Origin of the sequence: Tolypothrix sp. PCC 7601 (assembly GCF_025677855.1) — a bacterium.
Taxonomy (GTDB): Bacteria; Cyanobacteriota; Cyanobacteriia; order Cyanobacteriales; family Nostocaceae; genus Aulosira; species Aulosira diplosiphon.
Genome location: NZ_CP064879.1, coordinates 4,841,298 through 4,862,438, shown reverse-complemented (window position 1 = coordinate 4,862,438; position 21,141 = coordinate 4,841,298). Strand labels below are relative to the sequence as shown.

Below are 21,141 nucleotides of genomic sequence, written 5' to 3'. Positions count from 1 at the left end.
AATTATTCTAGTGCTACAAAATCACTGAACTATACAGCTAACGCCAGCATCACACTACTTTTCTTGGAATATTAAACTTTTTCTGCAAACAAATAATTGCCAAAAATTCCTGATCAAAGCCGATTTGGTTGGTATATAATTTATACCAATTAAGTTGGAAAAATTGTAGCATTAGTTACAAATTTTCCAATACTAAGAACATAAAATACCAAACTAATCGGATAAATTACCAATTTGCTTGGTAATATTTTTGGTAATCTTAATAAGATTCAACCAAGCATCAATTTTAAAAAAATTCTTCGGCGTGCAGTTTTCCTATGAACAGAAGACAAATTCTTAAATTAGTTGGTACAGCAGTTGCTAGCTTTTTGGTAACCGCTAGTTTACCAGCAGTTGCGCCCTCACCTGTACTAGCACAGTCACAAAGCACCCTCCTTGTATCTGCCGCCGCCAGTTTAAAAGAAGCACTGGAAGAGATTAAGCCTCTTTACCAGCAAACTAATCCAAATACGAACATTAATTATAACTTTGGGGCTTCTGGTGCTTTGCAGCAACAGATTGAACAAGGTGCGCCCGCAGATATCTTTATTTCGGCTGGTAAAAAGCAAGTAGATGCTTTAGAGCAAAAAGGACTATTCCTATCAGGAACTCGTTCTGTTCTGGCAAAGAATCGTCTGGTTTTGATCGTACCTAAAAATGTTGTAGGAATTACCAGCTTTTACAATCTTAAAGATAGCAAAATTAAAAAAATCGCCATTGGTGAGCCTAGAAGCGTACCCGCAGGACAATATGCAGAGCAAGTCTTGCAGAAATTGAAAATTTTGCCGCAAGTCAAATCTAAACTGGTTTACGCTAACAATGTGCGTCAAGTACTAGCATCTGTAGAAAGCGGTAACGCTGATGCAGGTTTAGTTTACGTCACTGATGCCAAAATCTCTGATAAAGTCAAAATTGTGGTAGCGGCTGACGAAAAATATCATTCTCCGATTGTTTATCCATTTGCAGTCCTCAAAAGCAGTAAAAATGCTGATACTGCTAAGGAATTTGCCAAATTCTTAACTAGTAATCAAGCTAAAGCTGTACTGCAAAAATACGGCTTTATTCTGCCTTAATTTCTCATCAAGATTTGGAAATTTACATTGTTAAGAAACCCGACTTATTGAATAAGTCGGGTTTCTTAATTTTGACGAATGATTTATTGCTGCTACTGCTATTTAATCCGATACCAAAAATGCATTTTGGGCGTGAGATAAACAAGAGCGATCGCTAGCATAAATTCAAGTGGTATCAAAGAAAAAAACAGACTGGAACAAAACCAAAACATTGCAAATAATAGAGCTATTATTTGCAAATAATGATTGGTAGCTTTTGTGGTGATACTCAAACAAAGTAAAGCTAGACCAAGCGCAATCGATGAATAGAAAAACGTTAGCATTGTGCGTGAGTAATAATGTACAGAAACCCAGATGCTTGATGAAGCAGACCTAATCCATTAACGCCACAATTCCTCCAGAGCATTGTAGAATCAGACCATCAGTTCATCAAACCATTGGTTCACCCACTGATGGGATTTTTGACCTCACCAGAGTTAGACGAACATTAACCAACAGATTGTTCGTGGCTAACAATAGTGCTTACAACTGCAACTAATTTGATCACTTTTTTGTTGCGGTTTGGGTTGCTCACCTAGCCTCAGAATCATTGATTCCAAATCTCAATATTTATCAATATTTCCCTATCAGCTAAAGCTTCGTACACCAAGGGAAGATGATAATATCTCATTTTGGGTTGATACAGGGGCATCCCAATTATTGGTTACAAAATGCTACATTAAATTTAATTTGATTTGCTTACACAAAAGCAAAATTTTTCACTTTGGGTTCTACCTAATCCCTGTTGAAGAGTTCTTGCTTTTGCTGTTGTGATTCCCTATAGGTAAATCATAGCATACCATATTGCCAAATAATTTGCTTATAGACAGAATTCTTGCTGCAGAAGAGATAGATAGGAATACTCAAATTCCCATCGTTCTGGCTCTAAAAAAAGTTGGCTAATATTACATCAAAACTGGATGTTTGTTTTTAGCTAACTTTGGTGCGTATGCTATGAATTCAACAGCTATAAATGGAGATTCTTTGATGATAGATGGGAATGTTTAGACTTATAGAAAAGTTTATTATTTATTAAAGGTATATGTAGGTAGGCGTAATTATATATAACTGTCTAGGGCTGTCATTATTTATTGCTAAGGGTTTCAATTCTCTATAAGTTTCGTAGTCTGGTTTGGTTGATTTATACCCACTTACTGATAAATAAATCAGATTGTTCTGCATCTTTATTACTCTCTAGAATACCGTAATCAATCAACAAGGCTTCTAGCTTTTCCTATATTTTTTGTGAATGGGTATAACTCCGGCGATAGCAATGCAGACATCAAAACTGCAAATGCCTTGTGATGATATTGATATCCAGATAAGTAAAATTTACTTGTGAAGGCAATAATTACCAACAGGTTATGGATAAAAAGCCTCTAGTTATCAGCGATTTAGGCACTTTGGTGATGCAATTTAATGATTTTTTTACCAATAAAACTGGTAGAAGAGTACATATGATACAGTTTTCACTGCTGAACTTAGTCTTTGATAGATGATAGGCAATCCGTATCAGCTGTAGGAAATACCTAAAGCGATCGCACCAGACAGGTAGATGCCATGAACATGAATGAAATTGACTGCATAGGAAATTCATATCTTGCGAACACAGCTACGCATCCAGAGCACAGCTATCTCTCAGGTTAGTGGATGTTTGCCTGATATGTTCATCCAGCTGTGAATAAATAAACAAAATTGCATATATTCACCCCAGCCCAAGTAGTATTGGAGAAAATTGTGATTACCGAAGAAGCTCTAGCCTCTCAGTTTACGGCAATTGTCGAGCAAAATCACCCACAAGTATGGGAGTTGTTGCGTCACTGTTATATCCGAGTAATTAATCCTTACGTAACACGCGCAAGAATTCCCCATCCGCCATATATTGGCATTTATTGCCCCGATCAAATTATTACTGCTGTAGCTGCTGAGAAACATATCCTTAAAGATGTAGCTAGGTTGATCGGACTGGTTGATGTGGTTTGCTTAAATGCCACACATTTAATGAGCGATCCGCTATCAAAACTCAAAGAAAATCATCCTCAATTGTGGTTAGACTTGCTTTGGATTTCTACAAAATCAGAATAAAAAAAATCACCCCTAAATTTATAGGTATCAGCTAGTGCATCCTGATGATTTCCCTTCAGAACTGACAATAAAACTGAGTGTAATACTGCTCAGACAACTTGAAGCTAAAATCAAGCAGAGCTTTTATCAAAGCTGCATTCACATAACACAAATTGTTTTATCCAATTGTCATTGGTATTTCCGAATTAACTCTGGGATTTTGATGTTAATTTTGGTTTGCTATGACAGAGAAAGCTATCAGAATATTACTAGCATTATTCCCCAGCTTGCCGAGCAATTAAAACAATTTGCGAACAAAGCTATTATTAGCGTTAGTCCTCCCATTGCTAATGGTATTCCGTTGATAATTAACGTCGAGCATCTATTATCTGAAGAAGATTACCCTAGTAATTAACGGTGTTGCTGATTGATGGGATGATTTTGTCTTACGCATTCGACGTAGTCGTTCTCGCTTAAAAGGGAGTAGGATGAGCTTAAACCTTCGGTTTAATTTCACAAAACTTGCCTATACCAAATCAAATAATCTTTGCGACACATCAATAATGTTCTAGAAGGCACGGCAGTGCCGTACCCCTAAAATCTGGCGCATTCTTGTTTCAAATTGGTATTAGTTACAATGTGTTTTGCTCAACAATTTCTTCGGTGACACTGGTAAAAGTATCACCTTGCAACTTCACCCAGAGGAAGAAAGGAATAGCTAGTAGCTGTGTAGCACTAGAAAATACCACGAGTGAGGTCATAGAATTGTCGTAGAGAATCCCCATGACAGCGCTACCGATAAACCAGGATAAACCATAGCCTGTGCTAAAAATCCCATAAGCTGTGGCACGTTTGTGCTTAGGAACCATCCCAGCGATCGCAGCCTTGAGGATTGATTCTTGCGCTCCCATACCTATACCCCAAAATGCCATTCCTAAAAGTGCCAGATTGGTATCACCAAAAAAGACTAAGGGCGCAAAGAAAGCTGAAAATAAAGCTGCAATCATCAGCATAGAAATACCAATACGGTCAAATAAATAGCCAAAAATAAAAGCAGCGATCGCATCTACTCCCATTGCTACAGCATAAAATATAGGGATTGTCTGTCCGGAAGCAATTCCCACCTTTTGAAAGTGAAAAGCTATCAGGGGAAAATCAGCATAGCCAGCCGCAATAATCGCTACAGCACCGAGATAAATCCAAAAAATTCGGGGTAGTTTTTCTCCTTGATTTTCTACAGTTTCTACTTCCAAATCGCTGGGATTTGGGTAAATAATTTGCAAAATTACTAATACAAGTAATCCCAACACCGCAGGTACAACCAAAATAGCAAAGCTGTTGCGATACTCTCCCTGAAAATAAAGCATTGCGGCTACAGCCAAAGGCCCCATGACTGCACCTGTTTGATCCATTGCTTCATGCAGTCCGAAGCCAAAACCCCTACCGATTTGGCTTGCACCATGAGAAAGTAGCGCATCTCGTGGTGGAGTCCGAATAGCTTTACCTGTACGTTCTGCCATCATCAAACCTGCGGCGGCTTCCCATCTCCCAGTTAAGGCTAAAAGTGGTACAACTGCGGTGTTTAAAATGTAACCTAAAGTTGTGATTCCCCAGTATTTGCCTGTATGGTCGCTGATATAGCCAATAGCCAGACGCAAACCATAACCAATCAACTCACCAAAACCAGCTACAAGACCAACTACAGTGCCGCTAGCTCCCAAAACTTCTAAGTAAGCCCCTGTAATACTACGCGCACCTTCATAAGTGGCATCAGCACAGAGGCTAACCAATCCCAATAAAATCACAAACTTCAAAGCGCCTGTTTTCTGGGGCATCATCTGTCAATCTATAAATTTATGTTGTGCTATTAATACATAGATTTATAGAAAAAATCAGTAGGCTTTGAAATTGGAATTATAAAATCTCAGCAATTACAAACAGATTAAAACTCGCGAATCCTTGTAATATCTGGCTTTTATAATTTGGCAGTGGGATTACTCCATCAAAATTAAGCGCAATGGATCTAGACACAAATACCAAGGAAAAGGTTGGTCTTTCATGGTTGCCCATTTTTCTTTAAAAACTTCTGCTTGCAAATGGTAGTCTTGGGGATTATTGGCAGCAGAATGTAGTTTTAAAAATAAGGTCATGCGGTGAGGTGTTTCACTAGTTCTGGCTAACCAACAAGGAAAGGTATTTTCCTGGTTGGGGACGTTGGTAAAGCTGATTTGATGGGCACGAATACCAACATGGGTGATGTTGTCAGGAATTGCATCCATAACTTGGAGATGACAACCCCAATCACTAGCTTCAATCAAACCAGCTCCCGGCAGCTGCGCCACAGAAAAGTTCTTGCAACCAGTAATTCGAGCCACACCCACAGTTATAGGATGCTCAAAAATATCGTGTTTAGAACCATATTGAACAGCACTACCATGTTCTAAAACCAATAAATTTGGGCAAACTCGATAAGCTTCTTCCATATTATGGGTGACAAACAAAGATACACCGTTGTAATCAGCTAGAGTCTCAGTCATTTGCTGTTCTAGTTGACTCCGCAGGTGAGTATCGAGTGCAGAGAAAGGTTCATCTAAAAGTAAGGCTTCTGGTTGAGAGGCTAATGCTCTAGCTAAAGCTACTCGTTGTTGCTGTCCCCCAGAGAGTTGATGTGGATAGCGATCGCCTAATCCTTGCAACTGCATTGCTAATAATTGCTGTTCTACTTGTACCCGGATACTGCCTTTAGATAATCCTTTAGGTAAGCCAAACGCAATATTTTGTGCCACAGTCATGTGGGGGAACAAAGCATAATTTTGTACTAAAAAACCGATGCGGCGATCGCGGCTGGGTAAATTTATTCTTTGTTCAGAATCAAACAGTACTTTACCATTCAGGACAATGCGTCCTTGGGTTGGTGTTTCTATCCCAGCAATGCAGCGCAGAATCATGCTTTTACCTGCTCCCGAACCTCCCAACAATCCCAAGGTTTGCTCATCGCTATTGAAAGCAACTTTGAGATGAAAACTCGGCAGTTGTTTTTCAATATCTATAATTAGCCCCACGGTTGAGGATAGTTTAGGTAACACAGATGATTCTTCTGCTGGTATATTTTGTCCCCGTCCCCTTTTTTCTCGATTTCCTCGCCTCCCTTTCTCTCGTGATTCTTGCCAGAAATTCACAGCAATAATCCCTGATAGGGAAATTGCCATAATTACAATCGACCAAAACCAGGCTTCATCCATTGCTCCGGCTTCCACAGCAAAATAAATCGCCATTGGAATCGTTTGCGTTTGTCCAGGAATGTTACCAGCCAGCATCAAGGTTGCACCGAACTCACCCAAAGCCCGGGCAAAGGCTAGAGTAGTCGCCGCTAAAATTCCTGGTAGTGCTAAAGGTAAACTGATACGCCAAAAAATTGTAGACTCCGTTGCGCCTAGAGTTCTCGCTACCCGCAGCAGATTACTATCAATTTGCTCAAAAGCTCCTAGTGCAGTTTTATACATTAAAGGGAAAGACACCACTGTAGCTGCGATCGCTGCACCGTACCAAGTAAACACAATGCTGAAGTCAAATGGCTGCATGAGTTTTCCTACAGGCCCATTCTTCCCGAAAAATATTAATAACAAAAAGCCCACAACCGTAGGCGGTAAAATTAATGGTGCAACAAAGAGACCTTCAATCAGTGATTTTGCTTTACCCCGATATCCCAGCATCCAGTAGGCAGCAGCAATACCTAAAAAGAAGGTAATAAATGTAGCTAATAAGGAAGTTTTTAGCGATATCCAAAGGGGCGATAAATCCGGTGCCATAGTTTTTTGGTAAAAAAGTTACTGATACTGCGCGCAAGTCAAATTTTGTAGAGACGCGATTCATCGCGTCTTTAAGCTACCAGCTAATGTAAATCCTTGTTTTTCAAACACAGATTTAGCTTCATTGCTCGCTAAAAATTGCACAAAATCCTGAGCAGCAGCGACATTTTTACTACTTTTAAGTACCGCTATGGGATAGACAATCGGAGAATGGGTTTTTTCAGATGCAGTGGCGACAATTTTGACTTTTGGCGTACTTTTAGCATCGGAGAAATAGACTAGCCCCGCATCTGCGTTACCTGATTCTACGTAATTAAGAGCTTGACGAACATCTTTCGCGTAGACAGTCTTACCTTTAACTTGGTTAAGAAGATTTAATGAAGTTAAAACCTGTTGTGCATATTGTCCAGCCGGGACACTTTTGGGTTCACCAAGAGCGATTCTTTTAATGCTGGGTGAAGCTAAGTCTTTAAAATCAGTGACAACTTGAGAATTTTGGGGTGCAATCAACACTATTTGATTTTTCAGCAAATCCCTGCGAGTACCATCAACCAACAAACCTTTTTGCGCTAAAGCATCTATCTGTTTAGTTGCAGCCGAAATAAAAACGTCAACACCTGCACCTTGTTCAATCTGTTGTTGCAAAGCACCCGATGAACCAAAATTGTATGTCAAATTGACATTTGGCTTTTCTTTGCTGTACAAAGGCTTGATTTCATCCATTGCATCCTTGAGGCTAGCAGCAGCTGATATCGTCAACCTTGCTGTTGGCGCTTCTGGACTAGCAGTTATTGAAGCTGAGTTCTGTGTCTTCGTTGGGCTACAACCCACAATGAGTAAGAACGAAATAAATACCCAACTCCAAAAAGTCACAATGGGTTTATTAATCATTAGCACTCTCTCAAGCATTTTTGCGGAATTAATTCATAATTTACCAACCTATTCACCTAGAAACTAAAAAAAGTTGGTAAAAGAATCAAAGATTGTTAGAGTTCTATGACCAAATTAGGCAAAAGAATAATGGTCAGCAAGAGGAAAAGGGGCAAAGAGCAAGGGGGAAGACTGGAGTGGAGCTTGTATCTATGTTCCGCTATATTTCAGTAATTGCCGTAAAATAATTGACATTGTTAACCAAGGTTGTTAAACAAAATCGTTAGCTTGTTAAACAAACTCGTTACTTTGCCAGGGATTTCCAGAAAATCAGTGGATGGGAAAATTTATAACTATAGTCATTGCGTTGGCGGAACACCTTGCCACAGGTTACATAGCCAGGGAAACTGCGATCGCACACAACCTAATTCTGTCTGAAATCAAAAAAGGCGTAGAAGCTGTGCTTCTTGTCTCAGACATCGCTTCATCTATATCAAATTGACTAAACTGAGTTACTAGGATTTACCCCAGTTTTACCCCAGAAGTCTTTAATTGCTTGTAATTCTAAAGGCGGCACCCGGATTTGAACCGGGGAGTGGAGGTTTTGCAGACCTCTGCCTTACCACTTGGCTATGCCGCCGCAGTTGCGCTTATTTATATTAACACTTTTGCTTTCTTTAGACCAGTAGCCAAAGGAGTAGCTATCAAGCACTATTTTGGTTATGGTAGCACACTTTAGCACGACGTTCTGCAAACTTGTGAGTAAGCAGGGGCTAGCATTCTCCTCACCAGGGCTACTAACCATGCCCAATCTAGCTACCCATCTACCTCAGGCTCCATACTTCATAGTGAAAGGTGTGATACAGTTACTAGTTAAATTGACCACCCACATTCCTATAGGTATTATAATTATTCATACTAAAAGGCTGTAACCCTTATCGCATAAAGATTACAGCTTACTTATAAATTCGTAAGAATTTCATGCTCCTTCACAAGTTAGGAGAACCTCGTGCCTACAAAATTACTTCGTTTTAACGCATTAAAATTTTATTCTAGCATTAATAAATTAGCTGGGTAATTGAGTTTATTTAGAGCTATTTATAGAAGTTCAAAACAATAAAATAAAGACAAATAAACATAATGAGATAATTATATTTCCCTAAAATTAGGGACATGATTCCCGCAATAATCATGGCAGTTAGGAGAAGCTGTCTGAATTTCATAACCTCCTTTCTTTCTATACTTTCACGAATCATCGACATCATGTAAGTATATTCTTCTTTCGTAAAGTCATATCCCATTTGTGACGCTAATAATACTATCTCATCCCTCGACATTGGTTTGATTTTTTCAAGTAAACTGTTATCTTTACTTATCAGCTTAAGAAATTTCATTGCATTTTCCTCAGACATAAGAACCCACCTTAGTTATTACTTCTCTTTCCTAACCTATGTAGGAAAATTTTGATAACAGGGTAGCTATCTACTCAGTTTCTTTATTTATAGTCAGGGTCAGGTTGAGTTAGACCCACAGCAGTAAATATAAAGGATGATACATTAAGTAGGAAACTAACCCAGCCTTTGGTAGTACAGGTTTCAGAACTATAAGAACCGACAGCGAAAGTAGAGCAATCATAGAGAAAACTTTTCATGCCATCATTCCTATAGCTGAGAAGCACGACAAACACAAACCAGAATAGAAAGGCGATTATTACCCACATAAATAAGAAAAAGCAGCAGGAGTAGATAACTCTAAATACGGGATTATTTCTCAATTCTGCTGGTAAATTATCTAAAGCAGCTTCTAGTATACTTTTGGGTTGAGGAGGTTGCATGAAACACCCTATGGATTACCGTTATTTATAGAGTAATCTCCTCTAATAAAGGGCTTGTAGGGGGATAATACTGAAATTTAGCCCTTTATAGACCTAGAAGGCATAAATTTATGACTTTGTTATTCCAAGCTTGAATCTGGGTAATTTAAGGTTAGGTATCTCAGTAGGCTGATACAAATGAAACTCAGTAAAACAGTCTTAGCCCTAACCCTAGCTTGTTCAATGACCATTTCAGTATTGATAGAGAGCGCTGCATTAGCCCAAAAGAAAAAATTTATTGTCTGTGATACTCCTGAGGAAACTGCTTCTGAAATTAAGAAGACAGTAAGCTTACCTAATATGGGGATAAGGGTAGAAGTCCCAGCTAACTACAGAGCAGTAGGTAGAAAGGACGATTCTACATTGTTTGTAGATAATGGAACTTATAAATATCTGCAATGTGTAGCTAATAATCCAGGAGCAGGGGGAAGAGGAATATTTGGATTTATGGTAGAGAGATCCAAGGCTAATTACTTGTATAGTAATGTCCAAGATGAGGTTCCGGGAAAACCAAACTTCTTTATTGTTTGGGAAAAGCAGCCTTTAGGTGAAGAGACTTCGCATCTTCTGAGTCTTAGAATTAAGACTCAGAAGGGAATTATAGAAGTTACAGAAGTAGATGGTAACGGGCCTATAACTACTGAAACCGAAGCTATACAGCAAAGAAATAACCTGGTTGAATTAGCTAGCATTATAGAAATAATTTAGATTATTTAAATCTTGTTCTATCAAGTTTCTATTTCTTCTTCTATTACCTTCTGATTCTGGTGTCTTTTAATTATCTCTTCTATTATCTTAGAACGATTATCACGTTGAATGTTTTGACACTTCCTAGCTGAAGCTGTCGATATAAACGCAGGAATCTACTCTCTAGTTCCTCTATCTGCTCTATCTTCTGTGTCGATAGAGATGGGATCTCTATATCAACGTTTTGATATACCTCAACACATTTCATCCAAATATCAGATAATTCCACAACTATATTTAGGTCGCTTATCTGCTGACTATTTATCCTGTAGTTATTCTCATCTAGTGTGCCTCTCGTAAAGTCTTTGAAAATGTGAACTTCTAGAATCAATCTATACATCCTTGCCAGTTTTTTTACTTAGCGCGATCGCATGACTTCAGAGAAACCCTGCTAGGAGCGATCGCGTCTCACTATCAAATTTTTACTTCATCAGCGAAACTATTCCATCGCACAAAGTGAAATGGCCCAGCCACTGATCCCCAAAGATGCTCATCAGTTTCTAGATCTCTTCCTCTGTCAAGGCTCAGAAGTCTCTCTTCGTTAATGTCAAATTCATTATCAAGATAGGTTTTTTGCCCGTTGCGAACGACTATACAGCCTTTTCCGGGTTGTATCCTACCTTTAAAGCTGTTGCCAGTCCATTCTACAATCATGTCACACCCTGCCATCTTTTCTACGTCATCAGTAGTTAAGGTAGCGAGTTTTTCGAGATTGCGGGAAGCACCGTAAAATTTTTCTTCTTCTTTAACTGTGTAGTTTTCTAGTTGAATGCGATCGCCTTCAGTGACAAACTTCAATACTCGCAAACGATAAGGTTGATTAAGTGCATAGTCATAGGCTTGCTCTAAAAACAAACTCACCCCTGATAAAAGTTCTAAGGGTAAGGGACGCATACACACACGAATATGTGCATAAAAAGGCGGGTTTTCAAAAGCTTGTTCTTGATTGCTAAAATCAGCTGCCATCCAACGAGCTAAGGTAGCAATGTCTGTAGAGTGAGTCATTACAGATAAATAAAGTCCACTGGAAGTATTTTATGTTATTTGGGGAAGGGGGAAGGGGTAATGAGTAATGAGTAATGGGTAATGAGTAATGAGTAATGAGTAATGGCTCTTCTCCCCTGCACCACTGCTCTTCTGCACCCCTGCTTCCTCTGCTTCCTCATCCCCAGTCCCTAGTCCCCAGTCCCCAGTCCCCAGTCCCCAATCCCCAATCGGGAGAATTACGATCGCTTTATGCGTCCATCAAACTGGTAGTTTAGGTTAGGGGTTGGGAGATTAACAGTTGAAAATGAAAGAAGCTAACTATAGCAAGCATTTTGGTTGGGGTAAAAGCTTAATGACTCATTATGTAAATTACTCTAAGCCAAGTAAAGTATCTATGCTACGTCTCTTCAGTGTAATTGTGACTGCGGCTATAATTTGGCAGTTTAGCGGTTCGTTGACTTTGGCGCAGAACAAAAAGCCGAAACAGCCAGAGCAATTTCCGCCTAGTCCATTAGAAAATATTCTCCCCGATCCCTTACTATCACCTTTGGGCGATCCGAAAAATTTGACTCCTACACAACTACAACAGCTAGAACCGCAACTTGATCAATTAAATCAGGAAGCGGCGGCTAAGTTGCAAGCTGGAGATACGGTAGCGGCGTTTGAACTGTGGAACCGAGAATTACGTTTACGCCGCTTGTATGGTTCATTAACAGAAGTGCAAGCATTGTCACGGGTGGGAGCAATAGCGTTTAATCAAAATAATCGCGAAGAAGTGCAATTTATTACCCAACGCTTGCAAGCTATCCAACAGCAAGCCCTATCTCAGCCATTACTAGATTTACAATTATTGCGATCGCTTGGTGGTGCTTATGAACAAGTGCGATCGCCTAAACAAGCTCTAGAAGTTTACAATCGGCTTTTGGCTGTAGTTTTAGAACAAAAAAATACTACTGCGATTATTGATACGCTCAAAAATATTGGCGAAGTACATCTAGCTTGGTTCGATTATCCTCAAGCCGCAACTACTTACCAACAACTATTAAGTTTAGCGACGGCTCAAGGTGATAAATTAAACGAAGTTGCATACCTGCAACAGCTAGCTTATATATATGAACAGGGCAAAGACTTCCAAGAATCCATAAATACACTTAACAAGCTGGCACAAGTTTACACTGCAGAAAATAATACTGCTGCATTACCTAAATTAAAATTGGCGATCGCTTCTAATTATCAAGTATTAGCCAAGGATAATCCTGCCTTACTACCAGAAGCATTTAAAAACTATCAACAAGCATACTCTACGGCTTGGGAATTAGAGCAATATGTCGATGCTGGTGAAGCTTTGCAGCAATTAATTGCGTTATATCGTTCTCAAGGACAAATTAACGATGCTTTGCAAACTAGCCAAATTTTAGTAGAAGCCCAGACAAAAGCCAGTAACTTTTACGGCATGATGCAAGCATACGACCAAATAGGGCAAATGTATGTTGAAAGTAAACAGTATCCTCAAGCACTAGCCGCTTTTCAAAAAGGCTTAGAATTAGCCCAACAACTTAAGTATGATGAAACATACTTTACTCAGCAAATTGATAAGCTACCGAAGGCAAATTAAGTTTGTCATTTGTCATTTGTCATTGGTCATTGGTCATTGGTCATTTGTCATTGGTCATTGGTCATTGGTCATTGGTCATTTGTCATTTGTCAAAATAGATATTTCCCCATTACCCATTACCCATTACCCATTACCCATTACCCATTACCCATTACCCATTACCCATTACCCATTACCCATTACCCATTACCCATTACCCATTACCCATTACCCATTACCCATTACCCATTACCCATTACCCAGTCCCCAGTCCCCAATCCCCATTCCCTACTTCACCCGCAATTTCAATGTTGCGGTTGTATTCGCATCAACTTTTTGCTTTTCCCAAAGCATGGGGTGGTATTCAATTTTGCGCCAGGGGTCAATCATGTCTGTGTAGTGGGTGTGGAAGGCGTGGCCTGATTGACCGGGGGTGTGAATGGCTACGGAGTTGTCGAGATTTTTTAAGTCTACAACCATGCGGAGGGAGGGAATATCAGTTACCTCGAAGGATTTATTGGCTTTCCAGCGATTAGCATTGACGCTTTCCCCGTTCCCAGCAGTGGGAAATGCACCACGATTCAATAAAGCTTCAATGGGTGCTAACCCAGATTTGCCTAAGGTAGCATTCCGAAAAGTCACGGTATGTAAATCACCCCAGTTCCAGGATTTGGGGTCTTTACCTTGAAGGCGTTCGAGTTCATCTACAGCTTTGGTGAAGGACTGGCGGAGAATTTCGTCGCGGTTTTCCACTTTGCGAGTATTGCGGTTATCCCACCAGCTACTATTGGGCTTTTTGACGAGATTTTTCACCACAGCATACCAGCGATCGCCTCCATCAGGATAATATTCTGGGGGTAATTGATCGTGGAAGGTGTCGGCTAGTAAGTGTTTCCAGAATACTTCAAATAAAGCTGCTGCGGGCGATCGCATTTCTAGCTGTAAGTTCCAATCTAGTAGCAGCTGTTTGGCGGCTTCGTGTCGTGGGTTATCGAGGGCAATATTATTGAATAAAGGTACTAGGGTTTGGGCATTTAAATTCTGGTTGTCACCCTGAATCAACTCTACTTCTAGTAAGGAGAGAATTTGCTGTGATTTGGCAATCATCTCCACAATCCGTTGGGCGCGGTAGCCATAAACCCAGTCTGTAGTAATTAAATAAGGATAATTATTTTGTACTAAGTTATTGGCGGTAGCAATGTAACCTTGGGGAGGATTAAAACTTGTGGGTAGTTGCTCATAGTCAATATAACCTTGCCATTCATATTCATCAGTCCAGCCAGGAACCGGATAGCGCCCCTTACCTTTAGCTCTAATAGGGAATTTACCAGGCATTTGGTAGCCAATATTGCCATCAACATCAGCATAAACAAAGTTCTGGGCTGGAACATCAAAGTTCTCTACGGCTTGGCGAAACTCTTGCCAATTTTGGGCGCGATTAATTAGGGGAATGGCGTATCCTAAAGTGGAAGGCTCTAAAGCTGTCCACCGTAAGGCTACAGCATATTTTGGCGGAACTTCTACGCCGCCTTTTGCGGGAAACTGTTGGAGTTTAGCTGAAACATCCGAAAGAATGGGGCCATGTCTGGTGTAGCGTACTGTTTGGACAATTGGCTTACTTCCCGCAACTTGAATTGTCTCTTGTACGAGTTGCATATCTACCCATTTGCCATTTACCTCATATTGGTTGGGGTTTGCAGGGTTGATTTTCTCGATGTACAAATCCATCACATCTGGTTCCACATTGGTGACACCCCAAGCAATGCGATCGCTATGACCGATAATTACTCCTAGCATCCCCGCAAAAGAAAAACCAGTGACGTTGTAGGGACATTCACTATTTTTCGGTGTACAGTGCAAACCAACTTCATACCAAATCGAAGGCATTTGTACTGCTAAGTGGGGGTCATTTGCTAATATGGGCTTGCCTGTAGTGGTGCGAGAACCAGATATTACCCAATTATTAGAACCTATACCTATTGCTCTGGAGCCAATTAACTCTTCTAAAGCCTTCATGGGTTGGGTAATTGTGGCTAAGGCTTGGGTAATGGGTAATTGAGAGTCTGTAAGATGAGCAGCAATTAGTTGTGTTTCGTCAAAATCATCCTGTTCGCCTGTTTTGCGTTTTTGCGAATCGGGTAAGATGACTGGTAAATCTTGGGGGTATGGGGGAAATAGTTCTTCAACCTGAGCCAAATTTAAGTTTTTCAGCAGAATGGTACGTTCCATTTCGCGCTCAAAGTTTCGCCCCAAGTCGTAAGCCATGACTTTACCCCAAGTCAGGGAGTGGAGCAGTTGCCAAGGTTCTGGCTTATACCCAGGATTAAGCAATTTCAACATGGCATATTCTAAACTGATAGCACTGCCTTGATGCTCTGCTAAATAAGCGTTTACCCCTTGAGCATAAGCTTCCAGATATGCCTTCATCTCTGCATTCACTTGTTGGATTTCTTGCTGCGCTATCCTCGCCCAACCCATTGTCCGCAGATATTTGTCAGTAGCTATTTGAGAAGGGCCAAACATCTCTGCTAGCCGCCCGGAACCAATGTGTCGCCAAAAGTCCATTTGCCAAAAGCGATCTTGAGCGTGGATATACCCTTGCGCCATAAATAAATCGTGGGAGTTGGTAGCATAAATATGCGGTACACCCCATTGATCGCGTTGGACTGTCACCTCAGCCTTTAACCCGGCAAGTGCGATCGCTCCATTTTCTTGGGGAAAGGATTGCCTTACAGTATAGGTGGCAAATCCTACTATTAATAAACCCAATAATAATAGTAAGATAATTGTCTTTTTGAGTAACTTTTGCAACCAAATCTTCTTGGCTCTTCTCATTGCGCGGGCCGTGGCATATTTTATGAAACCATCGGACATTGTACTGCTTAGAGCGCTCTATTTATTCTCTCGACACAAGATTTAGATTTAATCGTTCAAAAGCGAGTATTTTCCAGCAGATTTTTCTATCTCATCCCTTTTAAAGCTGTCACCGATTCTTGCACCCTGAAAACGCAACCCCGAAACTCAATCCTGATTTGCTCACCTCGACTCATAATTTCTGGTGATATAGCGTTTACCAGACAATTTTTAGCTTTTTATGAGATTCCTATAAGTTGGAGTCGATGAGTAGCAAAATATCACTTCTACCATTAACCAATATCTTCTTGTAATCTCACCTTGGCATTCACTATGTTGAGATCAGCAATTGATGGTACTGGTTGGATAGCAGTGAGATGTGATGATATCTGTGCTCCTAATTTACGCAAACAAGTAAGTTTATCCATTGTGGTGAAATTGAGATTGTTGAAAATCTCTTTAGCGGCTCGCACAGAAATTAAGTTGATGGGGATAGATTTTTTGATGTTGGAGTCTAATTTTTGGACGAAACCATTAAATACAACCCAATCTAGGTGTTGACCTAAATCTGCGGCAAAAACTTCGCTAATTGTTCTTAAAGTGATAGACGCGATGATATTTTCATATAATTCCTCAATTTGTCGTAGCGTTCTGGGAATTCCGTAAATTTCATCTTTGCCGCCATCGTACCTCAACTCTGTAATTGTCGGAATAATTTTCCATACAGGGAGTTGATAATCAATTACTAATTGTTTCGCTTCGGATACATAAGCTACTTTAAATTGCTGTGGAAACGCCACCTTGTTTTCATCCGTATAGGATATGTATTGCAAATCTTCTAAGGTTGGATATTCTGAACGTTCTAATACCATTTCATTGTAAAGAACTACAGCCGCTTCAACTCTGGCGTAGTAAGCTTCTTCTAATTCATCTACTTCTGCATTGCGCTTTTTAGTTTCTAAAATTGCCGTGTGTTTATGCCATTCATAATTGGCTTTTAAGCGCTCTATTGATAATTGGCGACTAGTTTCTTTTTCTTCATATTCCTGCTTGGCAAGTTGATAATTTAATTCTGCATTTTGCAAAGCTTGCTGATATATTTGTTCTAAAAAAGGTAGCCTTTGCATTAACCAATGAGGTAACGCCATCGGTTTGCGAAATTTTGGTTTTGGTAATCCAATTGATAATTGCTTAGGAGTTTCCATTGCAGGAAATGTATCACGAATTCGCAATTTATCAAATGAAACTATATCTTCTACTGCCAGAGTATGCTCTAGGATAGTCCGCAACTCAATTATCCAATCTGCTATTTCTACATTAATCTCATCAACATCGCCCAATCTTTGTTCTAAATAATTTGGCTGATGCAGTTTTTTCTTTTGCTGTAATAATTTTTTCGCTTTATTGGCAGCTTGTTTTCTTTCTATCTCCTTCTGTCTATGAGAGCGGGCACACTCTCTGGCAGTATCTTTAACCAGACTAGATGGTATATTTTTTTTCATCTTTAACAGCTCCTAATGTCTGGGGTCATAAAAACTTTTATGGTAGCAAGATACATTTTATTTGCCCTCATAGTACCTAACTATTTATTTTGGCTGTGATTGTAAATAATCATGCTAGCGTGACGAAAAGAAACCAACAATCATATATTCAAGAATTCTTTTCAGTGAAAATACTGAAAATTTAACTATTGAACTACTGAGCAAAAAAATTGTAGAAGCTAGTCTATAGATCATAAACGCTGGTTGATATTGCTACCTGAATTTCACAATTTTTTTACTGTAAAAATCGCATAATTTTATGTAATATTTCTAACTTCATCAACATAAAAAAACCTCCTACAAAAATTTATCTGATGTCTAGCTCAATACAAGTTCATTACCAGTAAAGGATAAATCATGACCATAACCCTTCTGAAGCTTATACTATTGACTGACAGTGAGCTATTCAACTTATTCTATAAACATATAGCTATATACAGTTATAAAGAATAAACATCTTATTATTGCTGTAATATTTCTTTGAACTTAACTAAATATTTACTCAGATACTTGTTGAGACTCTGATTGGAAAATAGTTAAATTTCATACTAAATTTCCACCTTTGTGTGTCCGTGCTCATGCTTGAGCAAAAGAATTGATCAGTCATAGAGGATTTTTTGTCAAAAAAAATACTAATCTTACCAAGATGATGCGATCGCTATCCCAATAAAACACCTCCCAGTTTAGATGTAACTTTCTTAACGTTACTAATGCCAAAGATGGAACTTCGCTGTAGATAAAGCCTCCGAGAATATACTGCAACTTTCTCACTACTTTGCGTCTAAGCGGAACTGCGTAACGCTGTCCCTGACTTTTGATCGGTAGCCTATAGAACATGATATTAGACTGATATTAGATATTCACTACAAAAATTACGCCATCCGCCAAAATCGCGAAAATAATTTCTAGGAGAATCTTCCGCAAAAGGTAAAATAACGAGAATTACTTGATTTAGCTGGGATAGCGGGAGGCAAAAAATGGGATTAGCTGGGGTGAGAATTGTGTTGGTAGAACCAGCTGGCCCCATGAATGTCGGTTCAATCGCCAGGGTAATGAAAAATTTTGGCTTGCATCAGCTGGTAATCGTCAATCCTCAATGCGATCGCCTGTCGATGGAAGCTATGAAAATGGCAGTTCATGCCAAAGAAATTTTAGAATCTGCTGTGGTGGTAGAGACTCTACCAGCCGCCTTACAAGGATGTGTGCGGGTAATAGCCACAACGGGAAGAGTTAGCAGTTGGGAAACCCCTTTAGAAAATCCCCGTACTGCACTTCCTTGGTTACTTGAAGAAGTAGAAAAACCAGTGGCGCTGGTTTTTGGTCGGGAAGATAGGGGATTAAGTAATGAAGAATTAAATTATGCTCAAAGGTTCGTCACAATTCCCAGTAATAAAAATTATCAATCCTTGAACTTGGCAACGGCGGTAGCTATTTGTTGTTATGAGATGGCTCAATTTATCGAGCAACCAGAAGCTCAACCCACATTAGCCACACAAATTGCTCCCTGGGAGATGAGGGAAGCATATTACCAAGAATTAGAAGCTTTATTGCTGAAAATTGGTTATCTTTACCCCCATACCGCAGCCAGCCGTATGGAAAAATTTCGCCAATTATATAATCGTACACACCTGCAAACTACAGAAGTAGCTATGTTGCGGGGGATTTTACGGCAGGTAGAATGGGCACTAACCAATGCTCGCGATCGCGAAAACTGCGATTCGTAGATTAACATATACCCATTACTCCCCCCAAAATAGATAATATGGCCTAAACTAAACACAAAAATGCTACTTAGTGGCAAAAAGTGATGTCTGTATTTCAGTGCTTGAGAAGAAATTTTTGGTTTGGGAGTTGGCATAAACAAGTGCATTGGGTCGCAAGGAGTAGCCGTGTCAGAATCGATTGACAAACAAATACCTTTCTCGCGGCGTGAACCCAGAAACCGCCGCCAACGTCCACGCAAAGTCCAAAAGGTGGAACAAAAGAAGACGAAAGTACCCGCGCAGAAACGTGGAGGCGCAAAAGAAGCGCCACTGACGCGTGTAACAAATAGTAACAGTTATACACCAATGGTGGTTGGCGGCTCTAGATCCAAGGCAGGATTAGTCATGCCAGCAGCAGTCAAACCCATACCTCGAAACAAGGTAGCGACTCCACAAGTACAATCCAACACTGTGAAGTTAAAAACAGTGCGGGTAAATCAGCATGGGGTGGCAAAAACTGTGGTGCGATCGCGCAAGACGCGTTTAAAGCCAATGGCTAGAACCCTGCTATATACCTTACGGTTGTTAATCGTAGGTGTTGGGATTGGTGCCATTATGGGTACGGTGTTATCTATATTAGATCCAGCTTCGCGGATGACTCCCACATCTTCATCCTCATCTAATACCAACGCCGGACAAACCCAGCCTACCCCCAATGCTGCAACACCCTCCGGCTTATCTTTATCACAAGAAATTCCCTCATTAAAATCTGCCGTGCAAAACCTGGCGGCTGCAAACCCTAGTCTGACACCAGGGGTTTTATTAGTTGATTTAGATACAGGTTCTTATGTAGATATTAATAGTGCCGCCAGTTTTCCCGCCGCTAGTACAATTAAAGTTCCTATCTTAGTAGCCTTTTTCCAAGATTTAGATGCAGGAAAAATCCGGTTAGATGAAATGCTGACCATGCAGCAAAGTATGATTGCTGGTGGTTCCGGAAATATGCAATACAAGCCTGCGGGAACCCAGTATTCAGCTTTAGAAGTCGCCACAAAAATGATTACGATCAGCGACAATACAGCTACAAATATGCTGATTGCGCGCTTGGGAGGAATAGAAGCACTTAACCAAAGATTCCGCAGTTGGGGTTTGACAACCACAGCCATTCGTAATCAACTCCCCGATTTACAAGGAACAAATACCACCAGTCCCAAGGAATTAGCCACATTGATGGCGATGGTAAATCAGGGGAACTTGGTGAATATGCGATCGCGCGATCGCTTACTCGATATCATGCGCCAAACTGAAAGAGACAATTTGCTCCCATCCGGTTTAGGCACAGGCGCGACTATTGCCCATAAAACAGGCGATATTGGTACAATGCTGGCAGATGCAGGTTTAGTTGATATCCCCACAGGTAAGCGCTACATAGCCGCAGTCATGGTACAGCGTCCCAACAACGATGCGCGCGCCGAAAAACTGATTAGCGGTATTTCGCGTGCAGCTTACCAACAATTTAGCCAAAATGGTGCCATCCCCAATGTGACAAGTAGTCCTATACCAACCACTGGTTATCAGACTCCAGTCATGTCACCCTCTGTACCCAACAGTGGTGTTAATACTGTACCAGTAATGCCCAATAATGGGGTTAACAATGTACCCATGATGCCCAACAATGGGGGTAATGCATTACCAATGAATGGTTATCCTGCCCCAGTGATGGCTCCTTACCCAAATGGTATGGTAAATCCTATGCCGAATACTGGTTATCCATATCCAGTCATGAATCCCCAATATTACCCACCAAGGTAATATAGCGCTTCCCATGCTGGTGAGGTACAGCAATAAAAAATTAACCGCCGATGAAAAAGGATAAACGCAGATAAACGCCGATAAATTTGTACTTCACTAGACTAGGAAACGCTATACCATTTTGGATTTTGGATTTT

The 21,141-nt window shown here is 40.2% G+C and carries 16 protein-coding genes and 1 tRNA gene; 8 read left to right on the top strand and 9 right to left on the bottom strand.

All coding sequences use genetic code 11. From position 1 onward, the window contains the following. Positions 1-317 precede the first annotated feature (317 nt). The 3 genes from modA (HG267_RS19950) to HG267_RS41750 all read left to right on the top strand — a co-directional run bounded on the left by modA (HG267_RS19950) (position 318) and on the right by HG267_RS41750 (position 3,630). On the top strand, positions 318-1,112 hold the full coding sequence (gene modA / locus HG267_RS19950; protein ID WP_045867535.1) for a molybdate ABC transporter substrate-binding protein: 795 nt from the start codon (positions 318-320) through the stop codon (positions 1,110-1,112). Between the two features lie 1,776 nt (positions 1,113-2,888). Next, on the top strand, positions 2,889-3,236 hold the full coding sequence (locus HG267_RS19945; protein ID WP_045867536.1) for a hypothetical protein: 348 nt from the start codon (positions 2,889-2,891) through the stop codon (positions 3,234-3,236). 202 nt (positions 3,237-3,438) lie between these two features. Further along, a complete protein-coding gene (locus HG267_RS41750; RefSeq protein ID WP_317891618.1) occupies positions 3,439-3,630 on the top strand; it encodes a hypothetical protein in 192 nt (63 codons plus the stop codon). A 217-nt stretch (positions 3,631-3,847) separates the two neighbouring features. Here the strand turns inward: HG267_RS41750 and HG267_RS19935 are convergent, their stop codons facing one another. From HG267_RS19935 to modA (HG267_RS19925), 3 genes are all read right to left on the bottom strand, one after another. Beyond that, positions 3,848-5,050, bottom strand: a complete 1,203-nt coding sequence (locus tag HG267_RS19935) for an MFS transporter (RefSeq protein ID WP_045867538.1) — start codon at positions 5,048-5,050, stop codon at positions 3,848-3,850. 159 nt (positions 5,051-5,209) lie between these two features. Then, positions 5,210-7,024, bottom strand: a complete 1,815-nt coding sequence (gene modB / locus HG267_RS19930; protein WP_045867539.1) for a molybdate ABC transporter permease subunit — start codon at positions 7,022-7,024, stop codon at positions 5,210-5,212. 60 nt (positions 7,025-7,084) lie between these two features. Next, on the bottom strand, positions 7,085-7,915 hold the full coding sequence (gene modA / locus HG267_RS19925; RefSeq protein WP_045867540.1) for a molybdate ABC transporter substrate-binding protein: 831 nt from the start codon (positions 7,913-7,915) through the stop codon (positions 7,085-7,087). Between the two features lie 316 nt (positions 7,916-8,231). Here modA (HG267_RS19925) and HG267_RS19920 point away from each other — a divergent pair, with 316 nt between their 5' ends. Next, positions 8,232-8,396 carry a hypothetical protein gene (locus HG267_RS19920; protein WP_155538905.1) on the top strand — a complete coding sequence of 55 codons (165 nt, stop codon included), beginning with the start codon at positions 8,232-8,234 and terminating at the stop codon, positions 8,394-8,396. Positions 8,397-8,462: 66 nt separating this feature from the next. Here HG267_RS19920 and HG267_RS19915 read toward each other — a convergent pair. Continuing rightward, positions 8,463-8,534: transfer RNA gene (locus HG267_RS19915), tRNA-Cys, on the bottom strand. A 454-nt stretch (positions 8,535-8,988) separates the two neighbouring features. Then, positions 8,989-9,306: a Nif11-like leader peptide family natural product precursor gene (locus HG267_RS19910; protein WP_045867541.1), complete on the bottom strand. Its 318-nt coding sequence runs from the start codon at positions 9,304-9,306 to the stop codon at positions 8,989-8,991. 599 nt (positions 9,307-9,905) lie between these two features. Here HG267_RS19910 and HG267_RS19905 point away from each other — a divergent pair. Continuing rightward, positions 9,906-10,475 carry a hypothetical protein gene (locus HG267_RS19905; RefSeq protein ID WP_045867542.1) on the top strand — a complete coding sequence of 190 codons (570 nt, stop codon included), beginning with the start codon at positions 9,906-9,908 and terminating at the stop codon, positions 10,473-10,475. A gap of 453 nt (positions 10,476-10,928) precedes the next feature. Here HG267_RS19905 and HG267_RS19900 read toward each other — a convergent pair whose 3' ends face one another. Continuing rightward, complete coding sequence (locus tag HG267_RS19900; protein WP_045867544.1) at positions 10,929-11,519, bottom strand: chromophore lyase CpcT/CpeT; 591 nt, start codon at positions 11,517-11,519, stop codon at positions 10,929-10,931. 376 nt (positions 11,520-11,895) lie between these two features. On the opposite strand from HG267_RS19900, the gene HG267_RS19895 reads away from it, so the two are divergent. Further along, positions 11,896-13,116: a tetratricopeptide repeat protein gene (locus HG267_RS19895; protein ID WP_045868780.1), complete on the top strand. Its 1,221-nt coding sequence runs from the start codon at positions 11,896-11,898 to the stop codon at positions 13,114-13,116. A 267-nt stretch (positions 13,117-13,383) separates the two neighbouring features. On the opposite strand, the gene HG267_RS19890 is transcribed toward HG267_RS19895, so the two are convergent. The 3 genes from HG267_RS19890 to HG267_RS19880 all read right to left on the bottom strand — a co-directional run bounded on the left by HG267_RS19890 (position 13,384) and on the right by HG267_RS19880 (position 18,326). Next, complete coding sequence (locus HG267_RS19890) at positions 13,384-15,930, bottom strand: penicillin acylase family protein (protein WP_045868781.1); 2,547 nt, start codon at positions 15,928-15,930, stop codon at positions 13,384-13,386. Between the two features lie 311 nt (positions 15,931-16,241). Beyond that, positions 16,242-17,450 (bottom strand): hypothetical protein, encoded by a 1,209-nt coding sequence (locus HG267_RS19885; RefSeq protein ID WP_052335027.1) that lies wholly within the window; start codon positions 17,448-17,450, stop codon positions 16,242-16,244. 642 nt (positions 17,451-18,092) lie between these two features. After that, complete coding sequence (locus HG267_RS19880; protein ID WP_155538907.1) at positions 18,093-18,326, bottom strand: hypothetical protein; 234 nt, start codon at positions 18,324-18,326, stop codon at positions 18,093-18,095. Positions 18,327-18,466: 140 nt separating this feature from the next. Here HG267_RS19880 and HG267_RS19875 point away from each other — a divergent pair, with 140 nt between their 5' ends. Beyond that, the gene (locus tag HG267_RS19875; RefSeq protein ID WP_045867545.1) at positions 18,467-19,213 is read left to right on the top strand and encodes an RNA methyltransferase; all 747 of its coding nucleotides are present in this window, start codon (positions 18,467-18,469) and stop codon (positions 19,211-19,213) included. 165 nt (positions 19,214-19,378) lie between these two features. Next, on the top strand, positions 19,379-21,004 hold the full coding sequence (locus tag HG267_RS19870) for a serine hydrolase (RefSeq protein WP_045867546.1): 1,626 nt from the start codon (positions 19,379-19,381) through the stop codon (positions 21,002-21,004). The last annotated feature ends 137 nt before the right edge of the window (positions 21,005-21,141 follow it).

Coding starts and splice junctions, on each gene's coding strand:
- modA (WP_045867540.1), bottom strand. CDS start 7,915: ATGATTAATAAACCCATTGTGACTTTTTGGAGTTGGGTATTTATTTCG.
- HG267_RS19935 (WP_045867538.1), bottom strand. CDS start 5,050: ATGCCCCAGAAAACAGGCGCTTTGAAGTTTGTGATTTTATTGGGATTG.
- HG267_RS19900 (WP_045867544.1), bottom strand. CDS start 11,519: ATGACTCACTCTACAGACATTGCTACCTTAGCTCGTTGGATGGCAGCT.
- HG267_RS19920 (WP_155538905.1), top strand. CDS start 8,232: ATGGGAAAATTTATAACTATAGTCATTGCGTTGGCGGAACACCTTGCC.
- modA (WP_045867535.1), top strand. CDS start 318: ATGAACAGAAGACAAATTCTTAAATTAGTTGGTACAGCAGTTGCTAGC.
- modB (WP_045867539.1), bottom strand. CDS start 7,024: ATGGCACCGGATTTATCGCCCCTTTGGATATCGCTAAAAACTTCCTTA.
- HG267_RS19880 (WP_155538907.1), bottom strand. CDS start 18,326: ATGTTCTATAGGCTACCGATCAAAAGTCAGGGACAGCGTTACGCAGTT.
- HG267_RS19875 (WP_045867545.1), top strand. CDS start 18,467: ATGGGATTAGCTGGGGTGAGAATTGTGTTGGTAGAACCAGCTGGCCCC.
- HG267_RS19895 (WP_045868780.1), top strand. CDS start 11,896: ATGCTACGTCTCTTCAGTGTAATTGTGACTGCGGCTATAATTTGGCAG.
- HG267_RS19905 (WP_045867542.1), top strand. CDS start 9,906: ATGAAACTCAGTAAAACAGTCTTAGCCCTAACCCTAGCTTGTTCAATG.
- HG267_RS19885 (WP_052335027.1), bottom strand. CDS start 17,450: ATGAAAAAAAATATACCATCTAGTCTGGTTAAAGATACTGCCAGAGAG.
- HG267_RS19890 (WP_045868781.1), bottom strand. CDS start 15,930: ATGAGAAGAGCCAAGAAGATTTGGTTGCAAAAGTTACTCAAAAAGACA.
- HG267_RS41750 (WP_317891618.1), top strand. CDS start 3,439: ATGTTAATTTTGGTTTGCTATGACAGAGAAAGCTATCAGAATATTACT.
- HG267_RS19910 (WP_045867541.1), bottom strand. CDS start 9,306: ATGTCTGAGGAAAATGCAATGAAATTTCTTAAGCTGATAAGTAAAGAT.